This window comes from Mycobacterium sp. NGS35, from assembly GCF_059812855.1.
In genome coordinates, this window is sequence record NZ_JCALDL010000006.1 from 15,115 (window position 1) to 33,263 (window position 18,149).

The following is an 18,149-nucleotide window of genomic DNA, read 5'->3' on the forward strand; positions in this document are numbered from 1 at the left end:
TAGAACCTGTTCTACTCGTTGGCGTGACTGTCAGCCAAAGTAGTCCGGCCTCGATTGACACATCCCAACCGCCCCTTTCGGCGCCTTTGAAACTGGCCTTTGACTACACCCGTTCGGTCGGGCCGGTCCTTGGCCAGTTCTTCACCGCACTGCGCGAGCGGCGCATCGTGGGGGTCCGCGGATCCGACGGGCGCGTGTACGTGCCGCCGGCCGAGTACGACCCCGTCACGTACGAGCCGCTGCGCGAGATCGTACCGGTGCAAAGCGTCGGCACCGTGGTGTCGTGGACGTGGCAGCCGCAGCCGCTGGAGGGACAACCGCTGCAACGACCCTTCGCGTGGGCGCTGATCAAGCTCGACGGCGCCGACGTGCCGCTGCTGCATGCGGTCGACGCGCAGACACCAGACGCGATCAGCACCGGCACTCGAGTGCATGCGCACTGGGTCGACGAGCCGGTGGGTGCGATCACCGACATCGCGTACTTCGCGCTGGGCGAAGAAGCCGAACCCGGCGGGCAGACCACCGACGACCGGGACCCGGTGAAGATCGTCGTGATCCCGTCCAGCATCGAGGTCCAGCACAGCGCGTCGCATCCGGAAAGCGCGTATCTGCGTGCGCTGCGAGAGGGCAAGCTGCTCGGCGCGCGGTCCGGCAAGAACGGCAAGGTGTATTTCCCCGCGCGCGAAGCCGATCCGGCCACCGGGGAGCCGCTCGACGAGTTCGTCGAACTGCCGGACAAGGGCACGGTGACCACATTCGCCGTCATCAACATCCCGTTCGCCGGACAGCGGATCAAGCCGCCGTACGTCGCGGCGTACGTGCTGCTCGACGGCGCCGACATTCCGTTTTTGCACCTGGTCACCGAGATCGACGCGTCGGAGGTCCGGATGGGCATGCGTGTCGAGGCCGTGTGGAAACCCCGCGAGGAGTGGGATTTCGGCATCGACAACATCGACCACTTCCGGCCCACCGGCGAGCCCGACGCCGACTACGACACCTACAAGCACCACCTCTAGAAGGACCGCCCGTGACTGAACGCGACATTGCGGTCGTCGGATTCGCGCACGCCCCGCACGTGCGCCGCACCGACGGCACCACCAACGGCGTCGAAATGCTGATGCCGTGTTTCCACCAGCTCTACGACGACCTGGGCATCACCAAGGGCGACATCGGATTTTGGTGCTCCGGCTCTTCGGATTACCTTGCTGGACGGGCTTTTTCGTTCATCTCGGCAATCGACTCGATCGGCGCGGTGCCGCCGATCAACGAGTCGCACGTGGAGATGGACGCGGCATGGGCCCTCTACGAGGCCTACATCAAGCTGCTCACCGGCGAGGTCGACACCGCGCTGGTGTACGGGTTCGGCAAGTCGTCGGCCGGCACCTTGCGCCGAGTGCTGGCGCTGCAGACCGATCCCTACACCGTCGCTCCGCTGTGGCCCGACTCGGTGTCGATCGCGGGACTGCAGGCGCGGCTGGGCCTCGACGCCGGCAAGTGGACCCAAGAAGCGATGGCGCAGGTGGCGCTCGAGTCGTTCGCGGTGGCCCAGCGCACGGATTCGGAGAAGCCGGCCAAGTCGATCGACGAGTTGCTCGCGCGGCCGTTCTTCGCTGACCCGCTGCGTCGCCACGACATCGCCCCGATCACCGACGGGGCATCGGCGATCGTGCTGGCCGCCGGGGACCGCGCCCGCGAGCTCCGCGAAAACCCCGCGTGGATAACCGGATTCGAGCACCGCATCGAGACCCCGGTGCTCGGTGCTCGCGACCTGACCACGTCTCCGTCGACGGCGGCCGCGGCTCAGGCGGCGACCGGCGGCGACGCCGGCGCCATCGACGTGGCCGAGATCTACGCGCCGTTCACCCATCAGCACCTGATCCTGGTGGAGGCGATCGGGCTGCCGTCGTCGACGACAATCAACCCGTCGGGCGGGACGCTGGCGGCCAACCCGATGTTCTCCGCAGGTCTGGAGCGTATCGGCTTTGCCGCGCAACACATTTGGAATCGCTCGGCGCAGCGGGTGCTGGCGCATGCCACGAGCGGCCCTGCGCTGCAACAGAATCTGGTCGCGGTACTGGAGGGAAAGAACTAGTGGCCGGACAACTGGCCGCGGTGCTGGGCACCGGGCAGACCAAGTACGTCGCCAAGCGTCAGGACGTGTCGATGAACGGCATGGTGCGCGAGGCGATCGACAGGGCGCTCGCCGACTCGGGTTCGACGTTCGACGACATCGACGCCGTGGTCGTGGGCAAGGCGCCGGACTTCTTCGAGGGCGTCATGATGCCCGAACTGTTCATGGCCGACGCGGTCGGCGCCACGAACAAGCCGTTGATCCGCGTACACACTGCAGGCTCGGTCGGCGGGTCCACCGGTGTGGTGGCGGCCAGCCTGGTGCAGTCGGGGAAGTACCGCCGCGTGCTGGCGATGGCCTGGGAGAAGCAGTCTGAGTCGAATGCGATGTGGGCGTTGAGCATTCCGGTGCCGTTCACCAAGCCGGTCGGTGCCGGCGCGGGCGGCTACTTCGCGCCGCACGTGCGCGCCTACATCCGGCGATCCGGGGCACCCACGCACATCGGCGCGATGGTGGCGGTCAAGGACAGGCTGAACGGCGCCAAGAATCCGCTGGCACACCTGCAGCAGTCCGACATCACGATCGAGAAGGTGCTCAGCTCCCAGATGCTCTGGGATCCCATCCGATTCGACGAGACCTGCCCGTCGTCGGACGGCGCGTGCGCGTTGGTGATCGGCAACGAGGAGATTTCAGATGCGCGGGTGGCCGAGGGTCATCCGGTCGCCTGGATTCACGCGACAGCCCTGCGTACCGAACCGCTGGCCTACTCCGGGCGCGACCAGGTCAACCCGCAGGCGGGCCGTGACGCGGCCGCAGCGCTGTGGAAAGCCGCCGGCATCAAGAGCCCGATCGACGAGATCGACGTGGCCGAGATCTATGTGCCGTTCTCGTGGTTCGAGCCGATGTGGCTGGAGAACCTGGGCTTCGCCCCTGAAGGAGAAGGCTGGAAGCTGACCGAGGCAGGCGAAACCGCGATCGGCGGTCGGCTGCCGGTCAACCCGTCCGGCGGCGTGCTGTCGTCGAACCCGATCGGCGCTTCTGGTCTGATCCGGTTCGCGGAGGCCGCAATACAGGTGATGGGCAAGGGCGAGGCGCATCAAGTGCCCGGCGCCCGTAAGGCGCTCGGCCACGCATATGGCGGTGGTTCTCAGTACTACTCGATGTGGGTGGTGGGCAGCGACAAGCCGGCCGCCGAGACGGCCGCGGCATGAGCCGGATGAAGTACACCTGCAGCATCGCGATGGGTCCCATCGACGAGTTGCTCGACATCGCGAGAACCGCCGAGGAAGTCGGCTTCGACTCCATCGCGCTGCCCGACTCGCTGTTCTACATGGAAAAGCAGTCGGCGGACTACCCGTACACGGCTGACGGCTCGCGGATGTGGGACGAGAACACCCCGTGGGTGGACCCGCTGATCGCGGCGGCCGCGATGGGTGCGGTGACGTCGACGCTGCGGTTCTACACCAACGTGATGAAGCTGGGCTCGCGCCAGCCGCTGCTGCTGGCCCGCCAGGTCGGCTCGGTGGCCAACCTGACCAACAACCGCTTCGGATTCGGTGTCGGGATCGGCTGGGCCCCCGAAGAATTCGAGTGGTGCGGGGTTCCGTACCGCAGGCGGGGCGCACGCGTCGACGAGATGATCGACGTGATCAAGCTGGTGCTCGGCGGCGGGATGGTGGAATTCCACGGCGAGTTCTTCGACTTCGGCCGACTGCAGATGAGCCCCGCGCCCACGCAGCCGGTGCCGTTCTACATCGGCGGCCACACCGACGTCGCGCTGAGGCGGGCGGCCCGCGTCGGTGACGGCTGGACCAGCGCGATGATGACTGCCGAGCAGATCGCCGAAACCGTCGGCAAACTCCACGCATACCGCCAGGAGTACGGCCGCGCCGACACGCCATTCGAGATCCAGGTTGTCTGCATCGACAAATTCGGTGTCGACGGACACCGCGAACTCGCCGAAATCGGCGTCACAGACAACATCGTCATTCCATGGGTTTTCGAGGGGCTGGGCTTCGACGCGCCGCTGTCGGCCAAGCAGGATTCGATGAAACGGTTCGCCGACACCTACATCCACTCGGGGTGGCAGAACGCGTGAACCAGGCCCACATCGCCGGCCAGCGCTCACGAGATGCGGTGGCGGCCCGAGACAAGCAGGCGTGGCTGGACGTATTCGCCGACGACGCGATCGTCGAAGATCCCATCGGTCCGTCCGCGTTCGACCCTGAAGGCAAGGGACACCGGGGCAAGGAAGCCATCGCGGCGTTCTGGGACAAAGCAATCGCTCCCACGGATCGCATCGAGTTCAATTTCGTCGACACGTTCCAGTGCGGCAACGAGGAGGCCAACGTCGGATTCATCGTGATCACGATGGGTGGTCACCAGATCACCGCCGACGGCGTCTTCACATACAAGGCCGACGACGACGGCAAGCTCGTCGCACTGCGCGCGTACTGGGAGATGGACCGGGCCGCCAAGACCGCCCGCAAGGTCTAGCGCGCCGGTTTGCCGCATCGCCCCGTCACCTGTGGCGCTTGATTTGCCATCGCGTTCAGCGACGCATCATTTGTTCCGTAATCATTTTGCTGACGGGTCTTGCCAGCGCGCCCTAGTGCGGCGCATGCTGTTTGCTAGCACGACGACCGCAGGGGGACGAAATCATGGCATCTGGACGGCATGGACGTTGGCTTCTGTTTGCAGGGATGGTCACCGCGGTGACTGTGGGAAGTGGCGTGTCGGCTGGATTCGCCGCCGCGCAGCCGGCCGTCGAGGATGCCTGCACCAGTGCGCTCGGCACCGCCCTGAGCGGCATTCCGTGGATGCCTGACTTGACCAGCCTGTTCGGCCCCGGCTACACCGGCCCGGGCGTGAACGTCAACAGCGGCAACAACATCTCGATCCAGACCGGACCCAACAATGTGACTCCGAGTCAGGTCTCCAGTGTGGGCAACAACACCAGCACGAATGACAGCGCCACCACCTGCTGCATCAACGGCCGCTGCTGCGTGAGCACCGGCGGAGGCCCCGCCAGCTGCACGCCCTGATTGCTACTCGGTAACGTGAGTTCGCTGCGGTAGCGGGCCCCGTAACGCTCGGGCGCTTGCCGGTCGGCGCGCCGTCGAACCCGAAGAGGACCCTCGGTCATATATGGAGCATCGCCGGCCTGCGCTTATTGCATCTGCATCCGGCAAAACTGTAACGTGTTCTAGTTAGAGAACACGACTGGAGGCGCCGACGTGACTACCGAAGCCGCGGGTTACCGCGAAATCGACTCGGGCACCCTGCCGGACAGGTATGCGCGGGGCTGGCACTGCCTTGGCCCGGTCAAGGAATTCACCGACGGGCAGCCGCACGCGATCGAGGCGTTTGGCACCAAGCTGGTGGTTTTCGCAGACTCGCACGGGGACTTGCATGTGCTCGACGGGTACTGTCGACACATGGGCGGTGACCTGACCCAGGGCACCATCAAGGGCGACGAGATCGCGTGCCCGTTCCACGACTGGCGCTGGGGCGGAGACGGCAAGTGCAAGCTGGTGCCATACGCCAAGCGCACCCCGCGGCTGGCCCGCACCCGGTCGTGGCATACCGACATTCGCAGCGGCCTGCTGTTCGTCTGGCACGACCACGAGGGCAACCCACCGCAGCCCGAAGTGCGGATCCCCGAGATTCCAGAGTGGGCCAGCGACGAGTGGACGGATTGGCGGTGGAACCGCGAACTGATTCCGTCGAACTGCCGCGACATCATCGACAACGTCACCGACATGGCGCACTTTTTCTACATCCATTTCGGGCTGCCGACGTACTTCAAGAATGTGTTCGAAGGCCACATCGCGTCGCAGTATCTGCACAACGTCGGCCGCCCTGACGTAGACCTCGGCGGTTCCGCCTATACGGAATCCCATCTGGATTCGGAGGCTTCGTATTTCGGCCCGTCGTTCATGATCAACTGGCTGCACAACAACTACGGCGGCTACAAGGCGGAGTCGATTCTGATCAACTGCCACTATCCGGTGACCCAGGAATCGTTCATGCTCCAGTGGGGCGTGATCGTCCAGAAACCCAAGGGCATGGGCGAGGACGTGACCGAAAAACTCGCCGAGGCAATGACGGTCGGGGTCAGCAAGGGCTTCCTGCAGGACGTCGAGATCTGGAAGAACAAGACGCGCATCGACAACCCACTGCTGGTCGAAGAGGACGGTGCGGTCTATCAGCTGCGCCGCTGGTATCAGCAGTTCTACGTCGACGTCGCCGACGTCACCCCGGAGATGACGGACCGCTTCGAGATCGAGGTGGACACCACCAAGGCAAACGAGTACTGGCAGAAGGAAGTCGAGGAAAACCTGCGGCGCCGGGAGACGCAGAAGGCGGAGCAGAGTTCGACGTGAGTGACGACGCGCAACGTCCCCCGGACGTCGACGAGCTCGCTCGCTCGATGCTGCTGGTGCACGGCGCGCACGACGACGACCATCCGCACCCGTCCGGCGGCGGTGGCGGGCCCCGCCCGCAGCCGGTCGTCGACCCGCACCGGGCCGCGCAGTTACGAGAGGCGACGCAGCGCGACCGCGAACGTTATCTGACGTGGGGCCTGCAGCCGGTGGATTGCCGGTTCTGCCACGTCTCCGTGCAGGTCAAGAAGCTGGGCCCCGGACACACCGCGGTGCAATGGGATTCGGCTGCCACACAGCGATGCGCTTACTTCACCGAAGTGCGCGAGTCAGGCGGGATGCCGCAGCGCGCCCGGACCTGCCCGAGGCTGGCGGACAGCATCGAGCACGCGATCGCCGAAGGGGTGCTGCCGCGGGTCCCCACCGCCCCGCCGCCGGGCGACGGCTAGGTCAGGCCCTCGAACCGGGCCTTGACCTGCTCGGCGGTCAGCCCGTAATCCTCGAGGGAATACGTGTGTTTCGGTGCGCGCGGCCCCTTCTGACTCTCGGCGTGCATGTGCTGCATCGCCGCCAGCGCTGCGTCGCTGAGCTCGATTCCGAAGTATTGGTAGATGGCCTCGACGGTGCCGATCGGGTCGGTGACGAAGTCCTTGTAGTCGACGTCGTAGAACTGTGCCGGATCATGTTGGGCCCGCACCGCGTTGAACCGCTCGAGACCACGCGCCCAGGTGTCCAGGGAGTCGGCGCCGATGGTGGCGCCGACGAACGTCGTCGACCAGCCCTCGGTGGCGTGCTCGGCCAGCGAGCACATCGATGCCATCAGCGTCTCCGCCGGTCGATGGCATTGCACCACAAGCGCATCCGGGAATGTGGCCATCAGCGCGTCGAGCGCATGTAAATGGCTGGGGTTCTTCAGCACCCAGCGCTTGCCGACGTCGTTGAGCCCGATCAATTGCAGATTCTTGCGGTAGCGCCGGTACGCCGGTGTCCAGTCCTCCTTCGCCAGCCACTGCGCATACGTCGGCAAGTGCGCGAGCGTCTCGTAGGCGACCGCGTGCAGCGACTGCCGCAGCAGCTGCCAGCATTCCTCGACCTCGTCGGCGCTCATGAAGTGCAGGCCCATGAACTCCGGATTCTCGACGTGGTGCTGTTCGAACTGCGCGTTGAGCCGCTGGAACACCGGATTGCTGTCCCACGTTTCGCGCGGCGGCCGGGGCTGCGGATATTCAGCCAGCCACATCTGAATGCCTTGGTGCGAGGGGTCGGCACTCAACAGCCGATGCAGTGCGGTGGTGCCGGTGCGTGGCAGTCCGGTGACGAAGATCGGCCGCTCGACGGGCACGTCGACGTAGTGCGGGTACTGTTTCCAACCTGCCTGGGCCAGCAGCCTCGCGGCAAGCGCGCCACGCAGATACACGCGGCAGATCTTGCTGCCGAACGGTGTCAGGCCGGCCTCGCGCCGATACGAGTCGAGGATGACGGCGAGGCCTTCCAGGTAGTTGTCGTCGTCGGGACCGAAGTCGTCCAGACCGACCAGCCGCGACGCAGATTCCAGCAGATCGTCGACCGTGCCGACGTCCGTGCGGTCGCTCACGCCTTGTACTCCCCGCAATTCACATCGAGCGTCTGCCCGGTGATACCACTCGACAGGTCGCTGGCGAAAAAGATGATGGCCGAAGTGACTTCGTCCTCGGTGGGCAGGCGTTTGAGATCCGAGTTCGCTGCCGTCGCGGCGTAGATCTGGTCCACCGTGGTGCCGTACTTTCCGGCCTGGTGGGTGAAGTACGCTTTCAACGTCTCACCCCAAATATAGCCTGGCACAACAGAATTCACTCGGATGCCGTTTTCGCCGAGCTCGGTCGCCAGCGACTGCGACATCGCCAGCAGCGCCGACTTGGCCATCTTGTAGGCGCCGTACTTCGCCTGGGAGTGGCGGATCACCATCGAGTTGACATTCACCACCGAGCCGTTGGCTTCCGCAAGAGTGGGCGTGAAGCCCTGGATCAATCGCAGTGCGCCCAGCACAGTCAGCTCGATCGCATCGCGGATGTGCTGAAACGTGGTGTCGGCCAAGGGCTTCATCGAGGGCACCCGAAACGCGTTGTTGATCAGCACGTCGACCCGCCCGTACGCCGCCAGTGACGCGTCGACGAGGTTCTTGACCTGGTCGTCGTCGGTGATGTCGGTGGCGACGGCCACGGCGCGGCGGCCGGTGTCGCTGATTTGTTTGGCGACATTGTCGAGCCGCTGCGCGGTGCGCGCCGCCAAGACCAGGTCTGCGCCGTTCTCCGCGCATCGCCGGGCCAGCGTCGTGCCCAGCGCCGGACCGACGCCGCTGATGCATACAACCTTTCCCGCTAGCAAGCCTTCAGGCATGCCTCACCCCAGCATTCTCGTGGCGATTGCGTGTTGCCGCTCGGCAATGCGCGCGCGCCAGTCTTCGTCGGAAATCTTGTTGTGTTCGTAGTACGGCAATGCCGCCGGCACGTCGTCGACGTTCACCACTTCGGCAGAGGGCCCGTCGGCCTCGGTGAGCTCCCGCGACACCCGCTGCCATCGGAACTGCAGAAAGCCTCTGCGGTGCCCGAGGGTCTCCACCCAATTGGTGACACCGGGATTGCGGTCGGCGACGACGATCCGGATCTTTCCGTCCGGATCCTTTTGCGCCTGAGTAGCATTCAGTGACGTCTGGTGGTTGATGTAGTCCAGCGAGATGTACCACATGCTGCCCAGCTGGAATCCGAGGTAGGGCGCGTCGGACACCGGGATCGTGATCAGCAGGGCCTGGTCCGGCGTCAAGTCGAAGTGGCCCACAGACGAATACTGGGTGGCCAAACCACCGGGCGTAAGCCGCGGTGGTGTCAGGGTGTTGACGGGCAGTTTGAGGTAAAACCATTGCGGGAACTGCAGCCACGTCTTGATTCGGTTCACCAGCTGCTTGCCTGCTGTGGCATAGCGCTTTTCGATCGTCTCGCGGGTCAGCGGCGGCGGCGCGGTGCCCGCGGTGTCGACACGCTTGATCGCGATCGTGCCGCGCCGCTGCGACCAGTCGCCGTACACCTCGCGCACCACGAGCTGAGCGGGCGCCTTCGGGGTGAACCGCCACTCGAAGCTGCCGTCGGGGGCGATGTCGAGCTCGCGGTCGTCGAACGCCGCCTCGCTGACCGGCACCCCTTCGTCGGTGTATTCACCGCCGAGCAGCTGGAAACTCAGATCAGTGGTCGTGCCGCGCACCCCGGACACGACGTACTGGTGACCGGCCTGCACACGCGTCCCGAAATACAGCGTGTCCGGGTTGTCCAGGCCCATCTTCGTGAACGGCCCTGTGCCGCTGAGGAAGAACGGGTGATCACGGTCGTAGTGGAACGACACGTGCGTGCACGCGGCGATTCCTTGCGCGAGATATTGCAGACCTTCGAGGAGGTCGGCTTCTGTCTCGATGTGAGGCGCGGCCGCGACGAGCTTCTCCGCCTCGGCGATCGCTTCGGTCAACGGGTCGGTGTACACCGGCCTGAGACTAGAACGTGTTCCAACTTCGCGTCAACATATTGGTCCAGTACGGTCCATATATGGACCATGATCCCGGAGCGACACGGCGGGCGTCACCGCCGACCGAACGGGTGGTGCGCATGCTCGACTTCTTGTCGCGCCATCCGCAGGACCGATTCGGCGTCTCGGAACTAGCCCGGCGGGTACAGCTGAGCAAGCCCACGTGCCTCGGCATGGTCGCGACGTTGACAGAGGCCGGCTACTTGATCAGAGACGAACGCGACAAGACATACCGGCTGGGCCCGGCGCTGATCACTCTCGGCCACCGCGCACAAGAGGCGATGCGGGTCAGCCCTGCCGCCCGTGACGAATTGCGCCGCCTGTCAAGACGATTCGGGACGACGGCAGCATTGTCGGCGGTGGTCGACGACCGGATCACGCTGCTGGAGCTGGTGAGCCCGCCGGGCGCGGGGGTGGGCGTCGAAGTGGGGCAGAGCTATCCGTTCGCGCCGCCCGTGGGGTTGATGTTCGTGCTCTGGGACGACGAAGCCGTCCACGACTGGCTGGCCAAGGAACCGACCATTCCGCTGCGCACCGACACCGAACGGCTGCAGCGGGTGATCGCCGAATGCCGCTCGGACGGCTACCTGGTCGAGCGCCTGACGCCCAGCGGTCAGCGGCTGTATGCGCTGATGGCCGGGGTGTCGAACAGCCTGCCCGACGAACTGCGCGCGCTGCTCGGCGAGATCGTGTCCGATATCGGTGAGCGGGTTTACTTGCGCAGTGAGAACTCTGGCCGACGGCAGCGCCACGAGATCAGCGTGATCTCCGCCCCAGTGTTCGACCACCACCGGCGCCAAGCCATGGTTGCCTCCCTGCACATCGGCCGGGCACTCACCGACACAGAGATCACCGAGCGGGCGCGCGGACTGGTCGATGCCGCCGACGCGCTGACGGCTCAACTCGGCGGAGTCAAACCCTTCTGAGCGCCGATCGGGCTGCTATACCGACGGGCGATCGCCCGGCGTTACCCTGCGTCCGTGTCCACGATGTCTGCCTTTCGACGTTCACCCAGCCTGATCACTCTGATCACGGTGGGCGTCGTGCTGACCGCGTGCGCACACTCCGCCGAGACACCCGCCACGACGCCGCCCAGCCCGACCAGGTCGCCCACGTCGCCCACGTCGCCCACGTCGCCCACGTCGCCCACGTCGCCCACGTCGACGGTGGTCACTCCGCCAAAGGCGCAGTCCAAGAAGTGGATTGACCTCGACGTCGGCGACTGTCTTGCCGATCCGCCGCCGAACGACCCGAGCGTCGTCACTGTGACAGTGGTCGACTGTGCCACACCACATCAGGCAGAGGTGTACTTTCGCGGACCGCTGACGGTCGACGCGGCCGTGCCCGAAGTGGCAAACCCTAAGTGCCGCAACGAGTTCAGAGCCTACACCGGGCAGTCAACCGATGTCGGCGGGTTTGCGATCACCTACCTGGTGGACTCCAATCAGGACCGCACGACGTTCGCGCCGACGGCAGGGCCCGCGCCGAGCACGGTGATCTGTTTGCTCGAACCCGCGAACCCGCGCCCCTTGACCGGGTCCGCGCGCCGCTGACGGACCGCACGGTCACTAGGCGCGAAGGTGCGCTGCGGTACGGCCGGTCTCGGTGTGTCGGCGTACAGACACGCGCGCTCGCGGAGGGACTAGACAGCCTGCTCGCGCTTGATTTCCAGGGCGATGTCGATCAACTGATCTTCTTGTCCACCAATGAGTTTGCGCTGCCCGGCCCGGTGCAGCAGCTGGTGCGCGGGCACCCCGTAGCGCTCGGCCTGGCGGATCGCATGCTTGAGGAAGCTCGAGTACACCCCCGAGTAGCCCATGATCAAGGCGTTGCGGTCGAGCAGGCATTCGGCGGGCATGGCCGGACGCACGACGTCTTCGGCGGCGTCGGCGATCTCGAAGAAGTCGATACCGGTCTTGACGCCGATCTTGTCGAACACCCCGATCAGCGCCTCGACGGGCGCGTTGCCGGCCCCGGCGCCGAATCGGCGGCAGCTGCCGTCGATCTGCTTGGCACCGGCCCGCACCGCCTCCACCGAATTCGCCACGCCCAAGCCGAGGTTCTCGTGGCCATGAAAGCCCACCTGTGCGTCGTCGCCCAGTTCGGCGACCAGCGCGGCAACCCGGTCGCGCACTCCCTCGAGGACCAGCGCGCCCGCGGAGTCGACGACGTACACACATTGGCAGCCCGCGTCGGCCATGATGCGGGCCTGCTTGGCCAGCGCCTCCGGCGGGATCGTATGCGCCATCATCAAAAAGCCGACCGTCTCCAGGCCTCGCTCGCGGGCCAGCCCGAAGTGCTGGATCGACACGTCGGCCTCGGTGCAATGCGTGGCGATGCGGCAGATCGACCCGCCGTTGTCCTGCGCCTCGATGATGTCTTCCTTGGTGCCCACGCCCGGAAGCATCAGAAACGCGATCTTGGCGTCCTTGGCCGTCTCGGCGGCCAGCTTGATCAATTCCTGTTCGGGCGTCTTGGAAAACCCGTAGTTGAACGACGAGCCGCCGAGTCCGTCACCGTGGGTGACTTCGATGACGGGCACGCCGGCGGCGTCCAGCGCCGCGACGATCGCGTGCACCTCGTCCTTGGTGAACTGGTGGCGCTTGTGGTGGCTGCCGTCGCGCAGCGACGTGTCCGTGATTCGGACGTCCCAGATCTCGTTGAAGAAGATGTCGGTGGTCATGCCTGACCTCCTGCTGGAGCGGACAGTAGTTCCTTGGCGATCTCCTCGCCCACCTTCGTGGCCGCCGCGGTCATGATGTCGAGGTTTCCGGCGTACGGCGGCAAGTAATCCCCCGCGCCTTCCACTTCGATGAAGGTGGTGACCAGCGCTTGACCGCCGGAGTTCAGCGACGGCGGGTCGAACTGCGGCTCGTTGAGCAGCCGGTAACCGGGTACATAGGTCTGCACCTCGGCGACCACGTCGTGAATCGACTGGGCGATCGCGTCGGTGTCCGCATCGTCGGGAATCGCGCAGAAGATTGTGTCGCGCATGATCATTGGCGGCTCGGCCGGGTTGAGGATGATGATCGCCTTGCCGCGCTGCGCGCCGCCGATCACCTCGACACCACGCTTGGTGGTCTTGGTGAACTCGTCGATGTTCGCGCGCGTCCCCGGCCCGGCGGACTTCGACGCGACCGACGCGACGATCTCGGCGTACGGCACAGCTCCACCTTGTTCGGTAACCGCACGAGACACCGCGTAGACGATCGGAATCGTCGCCTGTCCCCCGCAGGTGATCATGTTGACGTTGGGCGCATCGAGATGCTCGCGAAGGTTCGCCGGCGGGATCACCGCCGGGCCGACCGCAGCCGGCGTCAAGTCGATCGCGCGGATACCCGCTTCGGCGTACTTGGGGGCGGCCGCCTTGTGCACGTAGGCCGAGGTTGCCTCGAACAGCAGATCTGGTTTCTCGTCTTGGGCCAACAGCCAGTCCACCCCCTCATGGGTGGTCTGCAAACCCAGGTCACGCGCGCGCTTGAGGCCTTCGCTGTCCGGGTCGATGCCCACCATCCAGCGTGGTTCGAGCCATTCGGAGCGCAGCAGCTTGTACATCAGATCGGTGCTGATGTTGCCGGAGCCGACGATCGCGACGCTTGCTTTGGACGGCATAGTGCAATGCTCCTCTATTCGAAACTCAACCGCACGGACCCGAGTCCGTCGAACTCGGCGACGAAATGGTCGCCGGGCCGGGCGTCGATCGCGCGGGTGCACGAGCCCGGCAGGACGATGTCGCCCTTGCGCAGTCGCACACCGAAACTCTCCACCTTGCGGGCCAGCCACGCGACCGCGGTCACCGGATTGCCCAGCACGGCGTCGCTGCGGCCCTTGGCCACCACTTCGCCGTTGCGGGTGAGCACCGCGTCGATGCTCTTGATGTCGACGTCGCTCGGCTTCACGCGCTCCTTGCCGAGCACGAACCCCGCCGATGACGCGTTGTCGGCGATCGTGTCGCACAGCTTGATCTTCCAGTCGGTGATGCGGGTGTCGATCAACTCGATCGCCGGCGCGAACGCTTCGGTGGCGGCCAGTACGTCGTCTTCGGTGCAGCCCGCGCCGGGCAGGTCTGCGCCGAGGATGAATCCGACTTCCACCTCGACCCGCGGGTGCAGGTACCGGCTGGTCTCGACCGGCTTGTCCTCGAAGACCTCCATCTCGTCAAGCAAATGCCCGTAGTCGGGTTCGTCGACCCCCATCATCTGTTGCATCGCTTTGCTCGACAGGCCCACCTTGTGGCCGACCACTCGCGCCCCTTCAGCGACGCGCTGGCGGATGTTGATCAGCTGGATCTCATACGCGTCTACCACGTCTATCGTGGGGTTTCGGTCTGTCAGCGGGGCGATCGGCACCCGGCTGCGCTCGGCTTCGGCCAGGTCGGCAGCCAGTTCGTCGCGCCGTTGAACGCTGAGCATCTTCTGGTCGCCCCTCTGGTCGATCGGCGGGGTCGGTGGCGCCCGGCCGGGCCAATTCTATAACGTGTTCTAGTATGACTGTTCAGGAGTACGACGTCGTCGTCGTGGGAAGCGGTGCTGCCGGCATGGTAGCCGCGCTCACCGCCGCCCACGAGGGCTTGTCGGCCGTGGTGATCGAGAAGGCGCCACACTTCGGCGGCTCGACCGCTCGATCCGGCGGGGGCGTGTGGATCCCCAACAACGAGGTGCTCAAACGAGACGGTGTCACCGACACACCGGAGGCCGCGCGCACCTATCTGCACACGATCATCGGCGACGTCGTCGAGCCCGAACGCATCGACGCATACCTGGACCGAGCGCCGGAGATGTTGTCGTTCGTGCTGAAGCACACGCCGTTGAAGATGTGCTGGGTCCCTGGCTATTCGGACTACTACCCGGAGGCTCCCGGTGGGCGCCCCGGCGGGCGCTCGATCGAGCCGAAGCCGTTCGACGCGCGCAAGCTGGGTCCTGACGAGCCTTATCTAGAGCCACCATACGGCAAAGTGCCGATGAATGTTGTTGTGATGCAACAGGATTACGTGCGGCTCAATCTGTTGAAGCGCCACCCGGGCGGTGTGCTGCGCAGTTTGAAGGTCGGCGCCCGGACCATGTGGGCGAAAGCGACGGGCAAGAACCTGGTGGGAATGGGCCGCGCGCTCATTGCGCCCCTGCGGATCGGGCTGCGCGACGCCGGTGTGCCCGTACTGCTCAACACGGCGCTGACCGAGTTGTACGTCGAGGACGGTGTGGTGCGCGGCGTGTATGTCCGCGACACTACCGCCCCCGAAAGCGCAGATCCGCAACTCATTCGGGCGCGCCGCGGGGTGATCCTCGGCTGCGGCGGCTTCGAGCACAACGAACAGATGCGTGTCAAATACCAGCGCGCACCGATTTCCACCGAGTGGACCGTGGGTGCGAAGGCGAACACTGGCGACGGCATCCTGGCGGCCGAAAAGCTCGGTGCGGCACTGGAATTGATGGAAGACGCCTGGTGGGGGCCGACGGTGCCGCTCGTCGGTGCGCCGTGGTTCGCGTTGTCCGAACGCAATTCACCGGGCTCGATCATCGTCAACATGGCCGGTAAGCGGTTCATGAACGAGTCGATGCCGTATGTCGAGGCATGCCACCACATGTACGGCGGCGAGTACGGGCAAGGGCCCGGCCCCGGTGAGAACGTGCCCGCTTGGCTGGTGTTCGACCAGCGCTACCGCGACCGCTACATTTTCGCCGGACTGCAACCCGGACAACGCATCCCGAAGAAGTGGCTCGAGTCGGGTGTCATTGTGACTGCCGATACCCTCGACGAGTTGGCACAGAAGGCGGGGTTGCCGGCCGACGCCTTGAAGGCGACGGTCGAACGGTTCAACGGGTTCGCGCGGTCCGGAGTCGACGAGGACTATCACCGGGGGGAAAGCGCCTACGACCGCTACTACGGCGACCCGACCAACAAGCCCAATCCCAACCTCGGCGAGATCAGCCACCCGCCGTACTACGCGGCCAAGATGGTCCCGGGCGACCTCGGCACCAAGGGCGGCATCCGCACCGACGTGCACGGCCGTGCATTGCGCGACGACGGCAGCGTCATCCCGGGCCTGTATGCCGCCGGAAACGTCAGCGCGCCGGTGATGGGTCACACCTATCCGGGACCGGGTGGCACGATCGGTCCGGCGATGACGTTCGGCTACCTGGCCGCCCGGCACATCGCCGGAAAGGACTGAGATGCCGATCGATCCGTCTGTTGCCATCGGCGCGGAGCTGCCACCGGCCGAATTCAGCTGGACAAGTAGCGATGTGCAGCTGTACCACCTTGCGCTGGGCGCCGGTGCGGACCCGATGAACCCACGTGAGTTGAGTTATCTGGTGGACAACACCCCCCAGGTGCTGCCGACGTTCGGCAACGTGGCCCAGAGCTTCCATCTCACCGAGCCGCCGACCGTGCCGTTCCCGGGCATCGACATCGAGCTCGCCAAGATTTTGCACGGCGCCGAATCGGTGACCGTCGCCGGCCCGCTGCCGCCATCCGGCACCGCCCGCAGCACCAGCCGCGTCGTCGACATCTGGGACAAGGGCAAAGCCGCGGTGATCCTGACAGAGTCGACGGTCACCACCCTCGACGGCACGCCGCTGTGGAGCACCACACGGTCAATCTTCGCTCGCGGCGAGGGCGGTTTCGGCGGCGAACGCGGTCCGTCGCTGTCGTCCGCGCCGCCGGACCGGCCAGCTGATCACGAGATCCCGCTGCCGACGCTGCCGCAGCAGGCGCTGCTGTATCGGCTGTGCGGCGACCGCAATCCACTGCATTCCGATCCCGAATTTGCTGCGGCAGCGGGTTTTCCGCGGCCCATCCTGCACGGGTTGTGCACCTACGGCATCGCGTGCAAGGCGATTGTCGACGCGTGCCTGGACAGCGACGTCAGCCGGGTGCGGTCCTACGGCGCCCGCTTCGCCGGCGTGGTGTTTCCCGGCGAGATGCTGCGCGCGCGCATCTGGGAGGACGATGACCGACTGGTCGCCGTCGTCACCGCGCCCACACGCGACGACGAGCCGGTCCTCTCTGGTGTGGAACTGCTTCCGGCATAAGCACTTTCACCGGCGGCCCGGATTAAGGCGTGCCGGCGCTGCGCCGCCGCCGTCGCACAACGCACTGGGCCGCCGGCATGGTGCCGACGGCCCAGTGTGGGTCGCTCCTGCCCCCCCCCTCGTCAGGAAGCGAGTTTCAGCCGATCAGCGGACGGCTCCGGCATCGACCGAACCGACAGTGGTCGGGCTGTCAGTTGTGGTGCTGGTGTTGTTGCCGGTGTTGGACCGCTGGCCGCCCACGTTCCCGTTCGCACCGAACACACTGAACTGAGTGTTGATGTTATTGCCGGACAGGAAGTTCACCGTGTTCGGGCTGTTCGGCCCCGTGTTGTTGGCGAATCCGAAACTCGGGAACGAGAACGGGTTCGGGTTGGCGACGACGCAGGTCGTCCCGCTGCCGGTGGTGGTGCTGCTGTTGTTTCCAGTGCGTGAACGCTGACCGCCGTTGAGGTTGGCCCCGAGGCCGCTGCCCTGGAAATTGAAGTTGTTGCCCGAGCCGATGTTGAACGTGTTCGGGCTGTTCGAACCGGTGTTGCTGAACGCCGAGATCCCGTTGCCGCAGGCGGCGTTGGCTTCGATCGGGGCGGCCGCGGTCGACAGCGCGACGCCGCCGAGGGTCAGACCACCGACGACCAGGCCGCCGCCGAGGGCGCGGGTCAGGGTGATGTGCTTGCGTGCGATGCGGTGCTTGCTCATTGTGGTAGCTCCTTTTGCCTTGTTGTGAGCAGCCTTGATTGAGCCGGGATTCGGCCGGCTTCGATAACGGACGAGAAACAGATGGCGGATGCCAGATCGATTTGCGTTGCTCTGTGATGCGCGCCGAGCAAATCAGTGACGCATCGGCGGCGCCCGACCGGGTAGTGACCGTCGGCGCCTCGTATCGGCCCTGCCTGTGAGCATTTCGACGGCCCCTAACCCTTGGTCTGTGGCCCTCCGGTGAGAGCCCCCCGGTAACTGCTGAGCAAACGATATGGCTTTGCTGAGTCTTGTGTCAAGCATCACAAACGATCGAGTTCAGCGAATCACGAAATGATCACTAGCAAACCTATTGACACAGTCGTCAGCATCGCGGCACGGATTCCGTTGCACACTGGCAAACACCGGTGAAGCCGC

At 65.5% G+C, this 18,149-nt stretch carries 19 protein-coding genes; 12 read left to right on the forward strand and 7 right to left on the reverse strand.

Going from position 1 to position 18,149, the window contains the following annotated elements; all coding sequences use genetic code 11:
• The first annotated feature begins 23 nt into the window (after positions 1-23).
• The 8 genes from AC5Y4C_RS11730 to AC5Y4C_RS11765 all read left to right on the forward strand — a co-directional run bounded on the left by AC5Y4C_RS11730 (position 24) and on the right by AC5Y4C_RS11765 (position 6,905).
• A complete protein-coding gene (locus AC5Y4C_RS11730) occupies positions 24-1,016 on the forward strand; it encodes a Zn-ribbon domain-containing OB-fold protein (RefSeq protein WP_499961544.1) in 993 nt (330 codons plus the stop codon).
• 11 nt (positions 1,017-1,027) lie between these two features.
• On the forward strand, positions 1,028-2,092 hold the full coding sequence (locus tag AC5Y4C_RS11735) for a thiolase family protein (protein WP_499907064.1): 1,065 nt from the start codon (positions 1,028-1,030) through the stop codon (positions 2,090-2,092).
• Positions 2,092-3,282 (forward strand): thiolase family protein, encoded by a 1,191-nt coding sequence (locus AC5Y4C_RS11740; protein WP_499907066.1) that lies wholly within the window; start codon positions 2,092-2,094, stop codon positions 3,280-3,282. The genes AC5Y4C_RS11735 and AC5Y4C_RS11740 overlap by 1 nt, the downstream gene beginning before the upstream one ends.
• A 5-nt stretch (positions 3,283-3,287) precedes the next feature.
• Positions 3,288-4,169 (forward strand): TIGR03619 family F420-dependent LLM class oxidoreductase, encoded by an 882-nt coding sequence (locus AC5Y4C_RS11745; protein WP_499907481.1) that lies wholly within the window; start codon positions 3,288-3,290, stop codon positions 4,167-4,169.
• Positions 4,166-4,567 carry a nuclear transport factor 2 family protein gene (locus AC5Y4C_RS11750; RefSeq protein WP_499907483.1) on the forward strand — a complete coding sequence of 134 codons (402 nt, stop codon included), beginning with the start codon at positions 4,166-4,168 and terminating at the stop codon, positions 4,565-4,567. The genes AC5Y4C_RS11745 and AC5Y4C_RS11750 overlap by 4 nt, the downstream gene beginning before the upstream one ends.
• Positions 4,568-4,785: 218 nt before the next feature.
• Positions 4,786-5,115 (forward strand): hypothetical protein, encoded by a 330-nt coding sequence (locus AC5Y4C_RS11755; protein WP_499907068.1) that lies wholly within the window; start codon positions 4,786-4,788, stop codon positions 5,113-5,115.
• 192 nt (positions 5,116-5,307) lie between these two features.
• Positions 5,308-6,456 carry a 3-ketosteroid-9-alpha-monooxygenase, oxygenase component gene (locus tag AC5Y4C_RS11760; protein ID WP_499907070.1) on the forward strand — a complete coding sequence of 383 codons (1,149 nt, stop codon included), beginning with the start codon at positions 5,308-5,310 and terminating at the stop codon, positions 6,454-6,456.
• A 47-nt stretch (positions 6,457-6,503) separates the two neighbouring features.
• A complete protein-coding gene (locus AC5Y4C_RS11765) occupies positions 6,504-6,905 on the forward strand; it encodes a hypothetical protein (RefSeq protein WP_499907485.1) in 402 nt (133 codons plus the stop codon).
• Here AC5Y4C_RS11765 and AC5Y4C_RS11770 read toward each other — a convergent pair.
• The 3 genes from AC5Y4C_RS11770 to AC5Y4C_RS11780 are packed head-to-tail and all read right to left on the reverse strand — an operon-like array spanning position 6,902 to position 9,963.
• Positions 6,902-8,050, reverse strand: a complete 1,149-nt coding sequence (locus AC5Y4C_RS11770) for a sulfotransferase family protein (protein WP_499907072.1) — start codon at positions 8,048-8,050, stop codon at positions 6,902-6,904. The two genes, AC5Y4C_RS11765 and AC5Y4C_RS11770, sit on opposite strands and share 4 nt — an antisense overlap.
• Positions 8,047-8,832, reverse strand: a complete 786-nt coding sequence (locus AC5Y4C_RS11775; protein ID WP_499907074.1) for an SDR family oxidoreductase — start codon at positions 8,830-8,832, stop codon at positions 8,047-8,049. Before AC5Y4C_RS11775 ends, AC5Y4C_RS11770 begins: the two co-directional genes overlap by 4 nt.
• 3 nt (positions 8,833-8,835) lie before the next feature.
• Positions 8,836-9,963 (reverse strand): hypothetical protein, encoded by a 1,128-nt coding sequence (locus tag AC5Y4C_RS11780; protein ID WP_499907076.1) that lies wholly within the window; start codon positions 9,961-9,963, stop codon positions 8,836-8,838.
• 62 nt (positions 9,964-10,025) lie between these two features.
• Here AC5Y4C_RS11780 and AC5Y4C_RS11785 point away from each other — a divergent pair, with 62 nt between their 5' ends.
• Both AC5Y4C_RS11785 and AC5Y4C_RS11790 read left to right on the forward strand, forming a co-directional pair.
• On the forward strand, positions 10,026-10,931 hold the full coding sequence (locus AC5Y4C_RS11785; RefSeq protein WP_499907078.1) for an IclR family transcriptional regulator: 906 nt from the start codon (positions 10,026-10,028) through the stop codon (positions 10,929-10,931).
• Positions 10,932-10,994: 63 nt separating this feature from the next.
• Positions 10,995-11,558 (forward strand): hypothetical protein, encoded by a 564-nt coding sequence (locus AC5Y4C_RS11790; protein WP_499907487.1) that lies wholly within the window; start codon positions 10,995-10,997, stop codon positions 11,556-11,558.
• A gap of 89 nt (positions 11,559-11,647) precedes the next feature.
• On the opposite strand, the gene dmpG is transcribed toward AC5Y4C_RS11790, so the two are convergent.
• Genes dmpG through AC5Y4C_RS11805 form a run of 3 tightly spaced genes read right to left on the reverse strand, consistent with a single transcriptional unit; the run spans position 11,648 to position 14,417 of the window.
• Positions 11,648-12,688 carry a 4-hydroxy-2-oxovalerate aldolase gene (gene dmpG, locus AC5Y4C_RS11795; protein WP_499907080.1) on the reverse strand — a complete coding sequence of 347 codons (1,041 nt, stop codon included), beginning with the start codon at positions 12,686-12,688 and terminating at the stop codon, positions 11,648-11,650.
• On the reverse strand, positions 12,685-13,617 hold the full coding sequence (locus tag AC5Y4C_RS11800; protein WP_499907082.1) for an acetaldehyde dehydrogenase (acetylating): 933 nt from the start codon (positions 13,615-13,617) through the stop codon (positions 12,685-12,687). The genes dmpG and AC5Y4C_RS11800 overlap by 4 nt, the downstream gene beginning before the upstream one ends.
• Before the next feature lie 14 nt (positions 13,618-13,631).
• On the reverse strand, positions 13,632-14,417 hold the full coding sequence (locus tag AC5Y4C_RS11805) for a 2-keto-4-pentenoate hydratase (RefSeq protein ID WP_499907084.1): 786 nt from the start codon (positions 14,415-14,417) through the stop codon (positions 13,632-13,634).
• Between the two features lie 74 nt (positions 14,418-14,491).
• On the opposite strand from AC5Y4C_RS11805, the gene kstD reads away from it, so the two are divergent.
• The gene (gene kstD / locus AC5Y4C_RS11810; RefSeq protein ID WP_499907086.1) at positions 14,492-16,174 is read left to right on the forward strand and encodes a 3-oxosteroid 1-dehydrogenase; all 1,683 of its coding nucleotides are present in this window, start codon (positions 14,492-14,494) and stop codon (positions 16,172-16,174) included.
• 1 nt (position 16,175) lies between these two features.
• Positions 16,176-17,036, forward strand: coding sequence for an enoyl-CoA hydratase ChsH3 (chsH3, locus tag AC5Y4C_RS11815; RefSeq protein WP_499907088.1), 861 nt, complete (start codon positions 16,176-16,178; stop codon positions 17,034-17,036).
• Between the two features lie 144 nt (positions 17,037-17,180).
• On the opposite strand, the gene AC5Y4C_RS11820 is transcribed toward chsH3, so the two are convergent.
• Positions 17,181-17,732 (reverse strand): hypothetical protein, encoded by a 552-nt coding sequence (locus AC5Y4C_RS11820; protein WP_499907090.1) that lies wholly within the window; start codon positions 17,730-17,732, stop codon positions 17,181-17,183.
• Between the last annotated feature and the right edge of the window lie 417 nt (positions 17,733-18,149).

Bases quoted from the DNA above. Each gene is read 5' to 3' on its own strand.
- AC5Y4C_RS11790 (WP_499907487.1), top strand. From the start codon at position 10,995: ATGTCTGCCTTTCGACGTTCACCCAGCCTGATCACTCTGATCACGGTG.
- chsH3 (WP_499907088.1), top strand. From the start codon at position 16,176: ATGCCGATCGATCCGTCTGTTGCCATCGGCGCGGAGCTGCCACCGGCC.
- dmpG (WP_499907080.1), bottom strand. From the start codon at position 12,688: ATGACCACCGACATCTTCTTCAACGAGATCTGGGACGTCCGAATCACG.
- kstD (WP_499907086.1), top strand. From the start codon at position 14,492: ATGACTGTTCAGGAGTACGACGTCGTCGTCGTGGGAAGCGGTGCTGCC.
- AC5Y4C_RS11745 (WP_499907481.1), top strand. From the start codon at position 3,288: ATGAAGTACACCTGCAGCATCGCGATGGGTCCCATCGACGAGTTGCTC.
- AC5Y4C_RS11765 (WP_499907485.1), top strand. From the start codon at position 6,504: ATGCTGCTGGTGCACGGCGCGCACGACGACGACCATCCGCACCCGTCC.
- AC5Y4C_RS11805 (WP_499907084.1), bottom strand. From the start codon at position 14,417: ATGCTCAGCGTTCAACGGCGCGACGAACTGGCTGCCGACCTGGCCGAA.
- AC5Y4C_RS11820 (WP_499907090.1), bottom strand. From the start codon at position 17,732: ATGAGCAAGCACCGCATCGCACGCAAGCACATCACCCTGACCCGCGCC.
- AC5Y4C_RS11785 (WP_499907078.1), top strand. From the start codon at position 10,026: ATGGACCATGATCCCGGAGCGACACGGCGGGCGTCACCGCCGACCGAA.
- AC5Y4C_RS11775 (WP_499907074.1), bottom strand. From the start codon at position 8,832: ATGCCTGAAGGCTTGCTAGCGGGAAAGGTTGTATGCATCAGCGGCGTC.
- AC5Y4C_RS11800 (WP_499907082.1), bottom strand. From the start codon at position 13,617: ATGCCGTCCAAAGCAAGCGTCGCGATCGTCGGCTCCGGCAACATCAGC.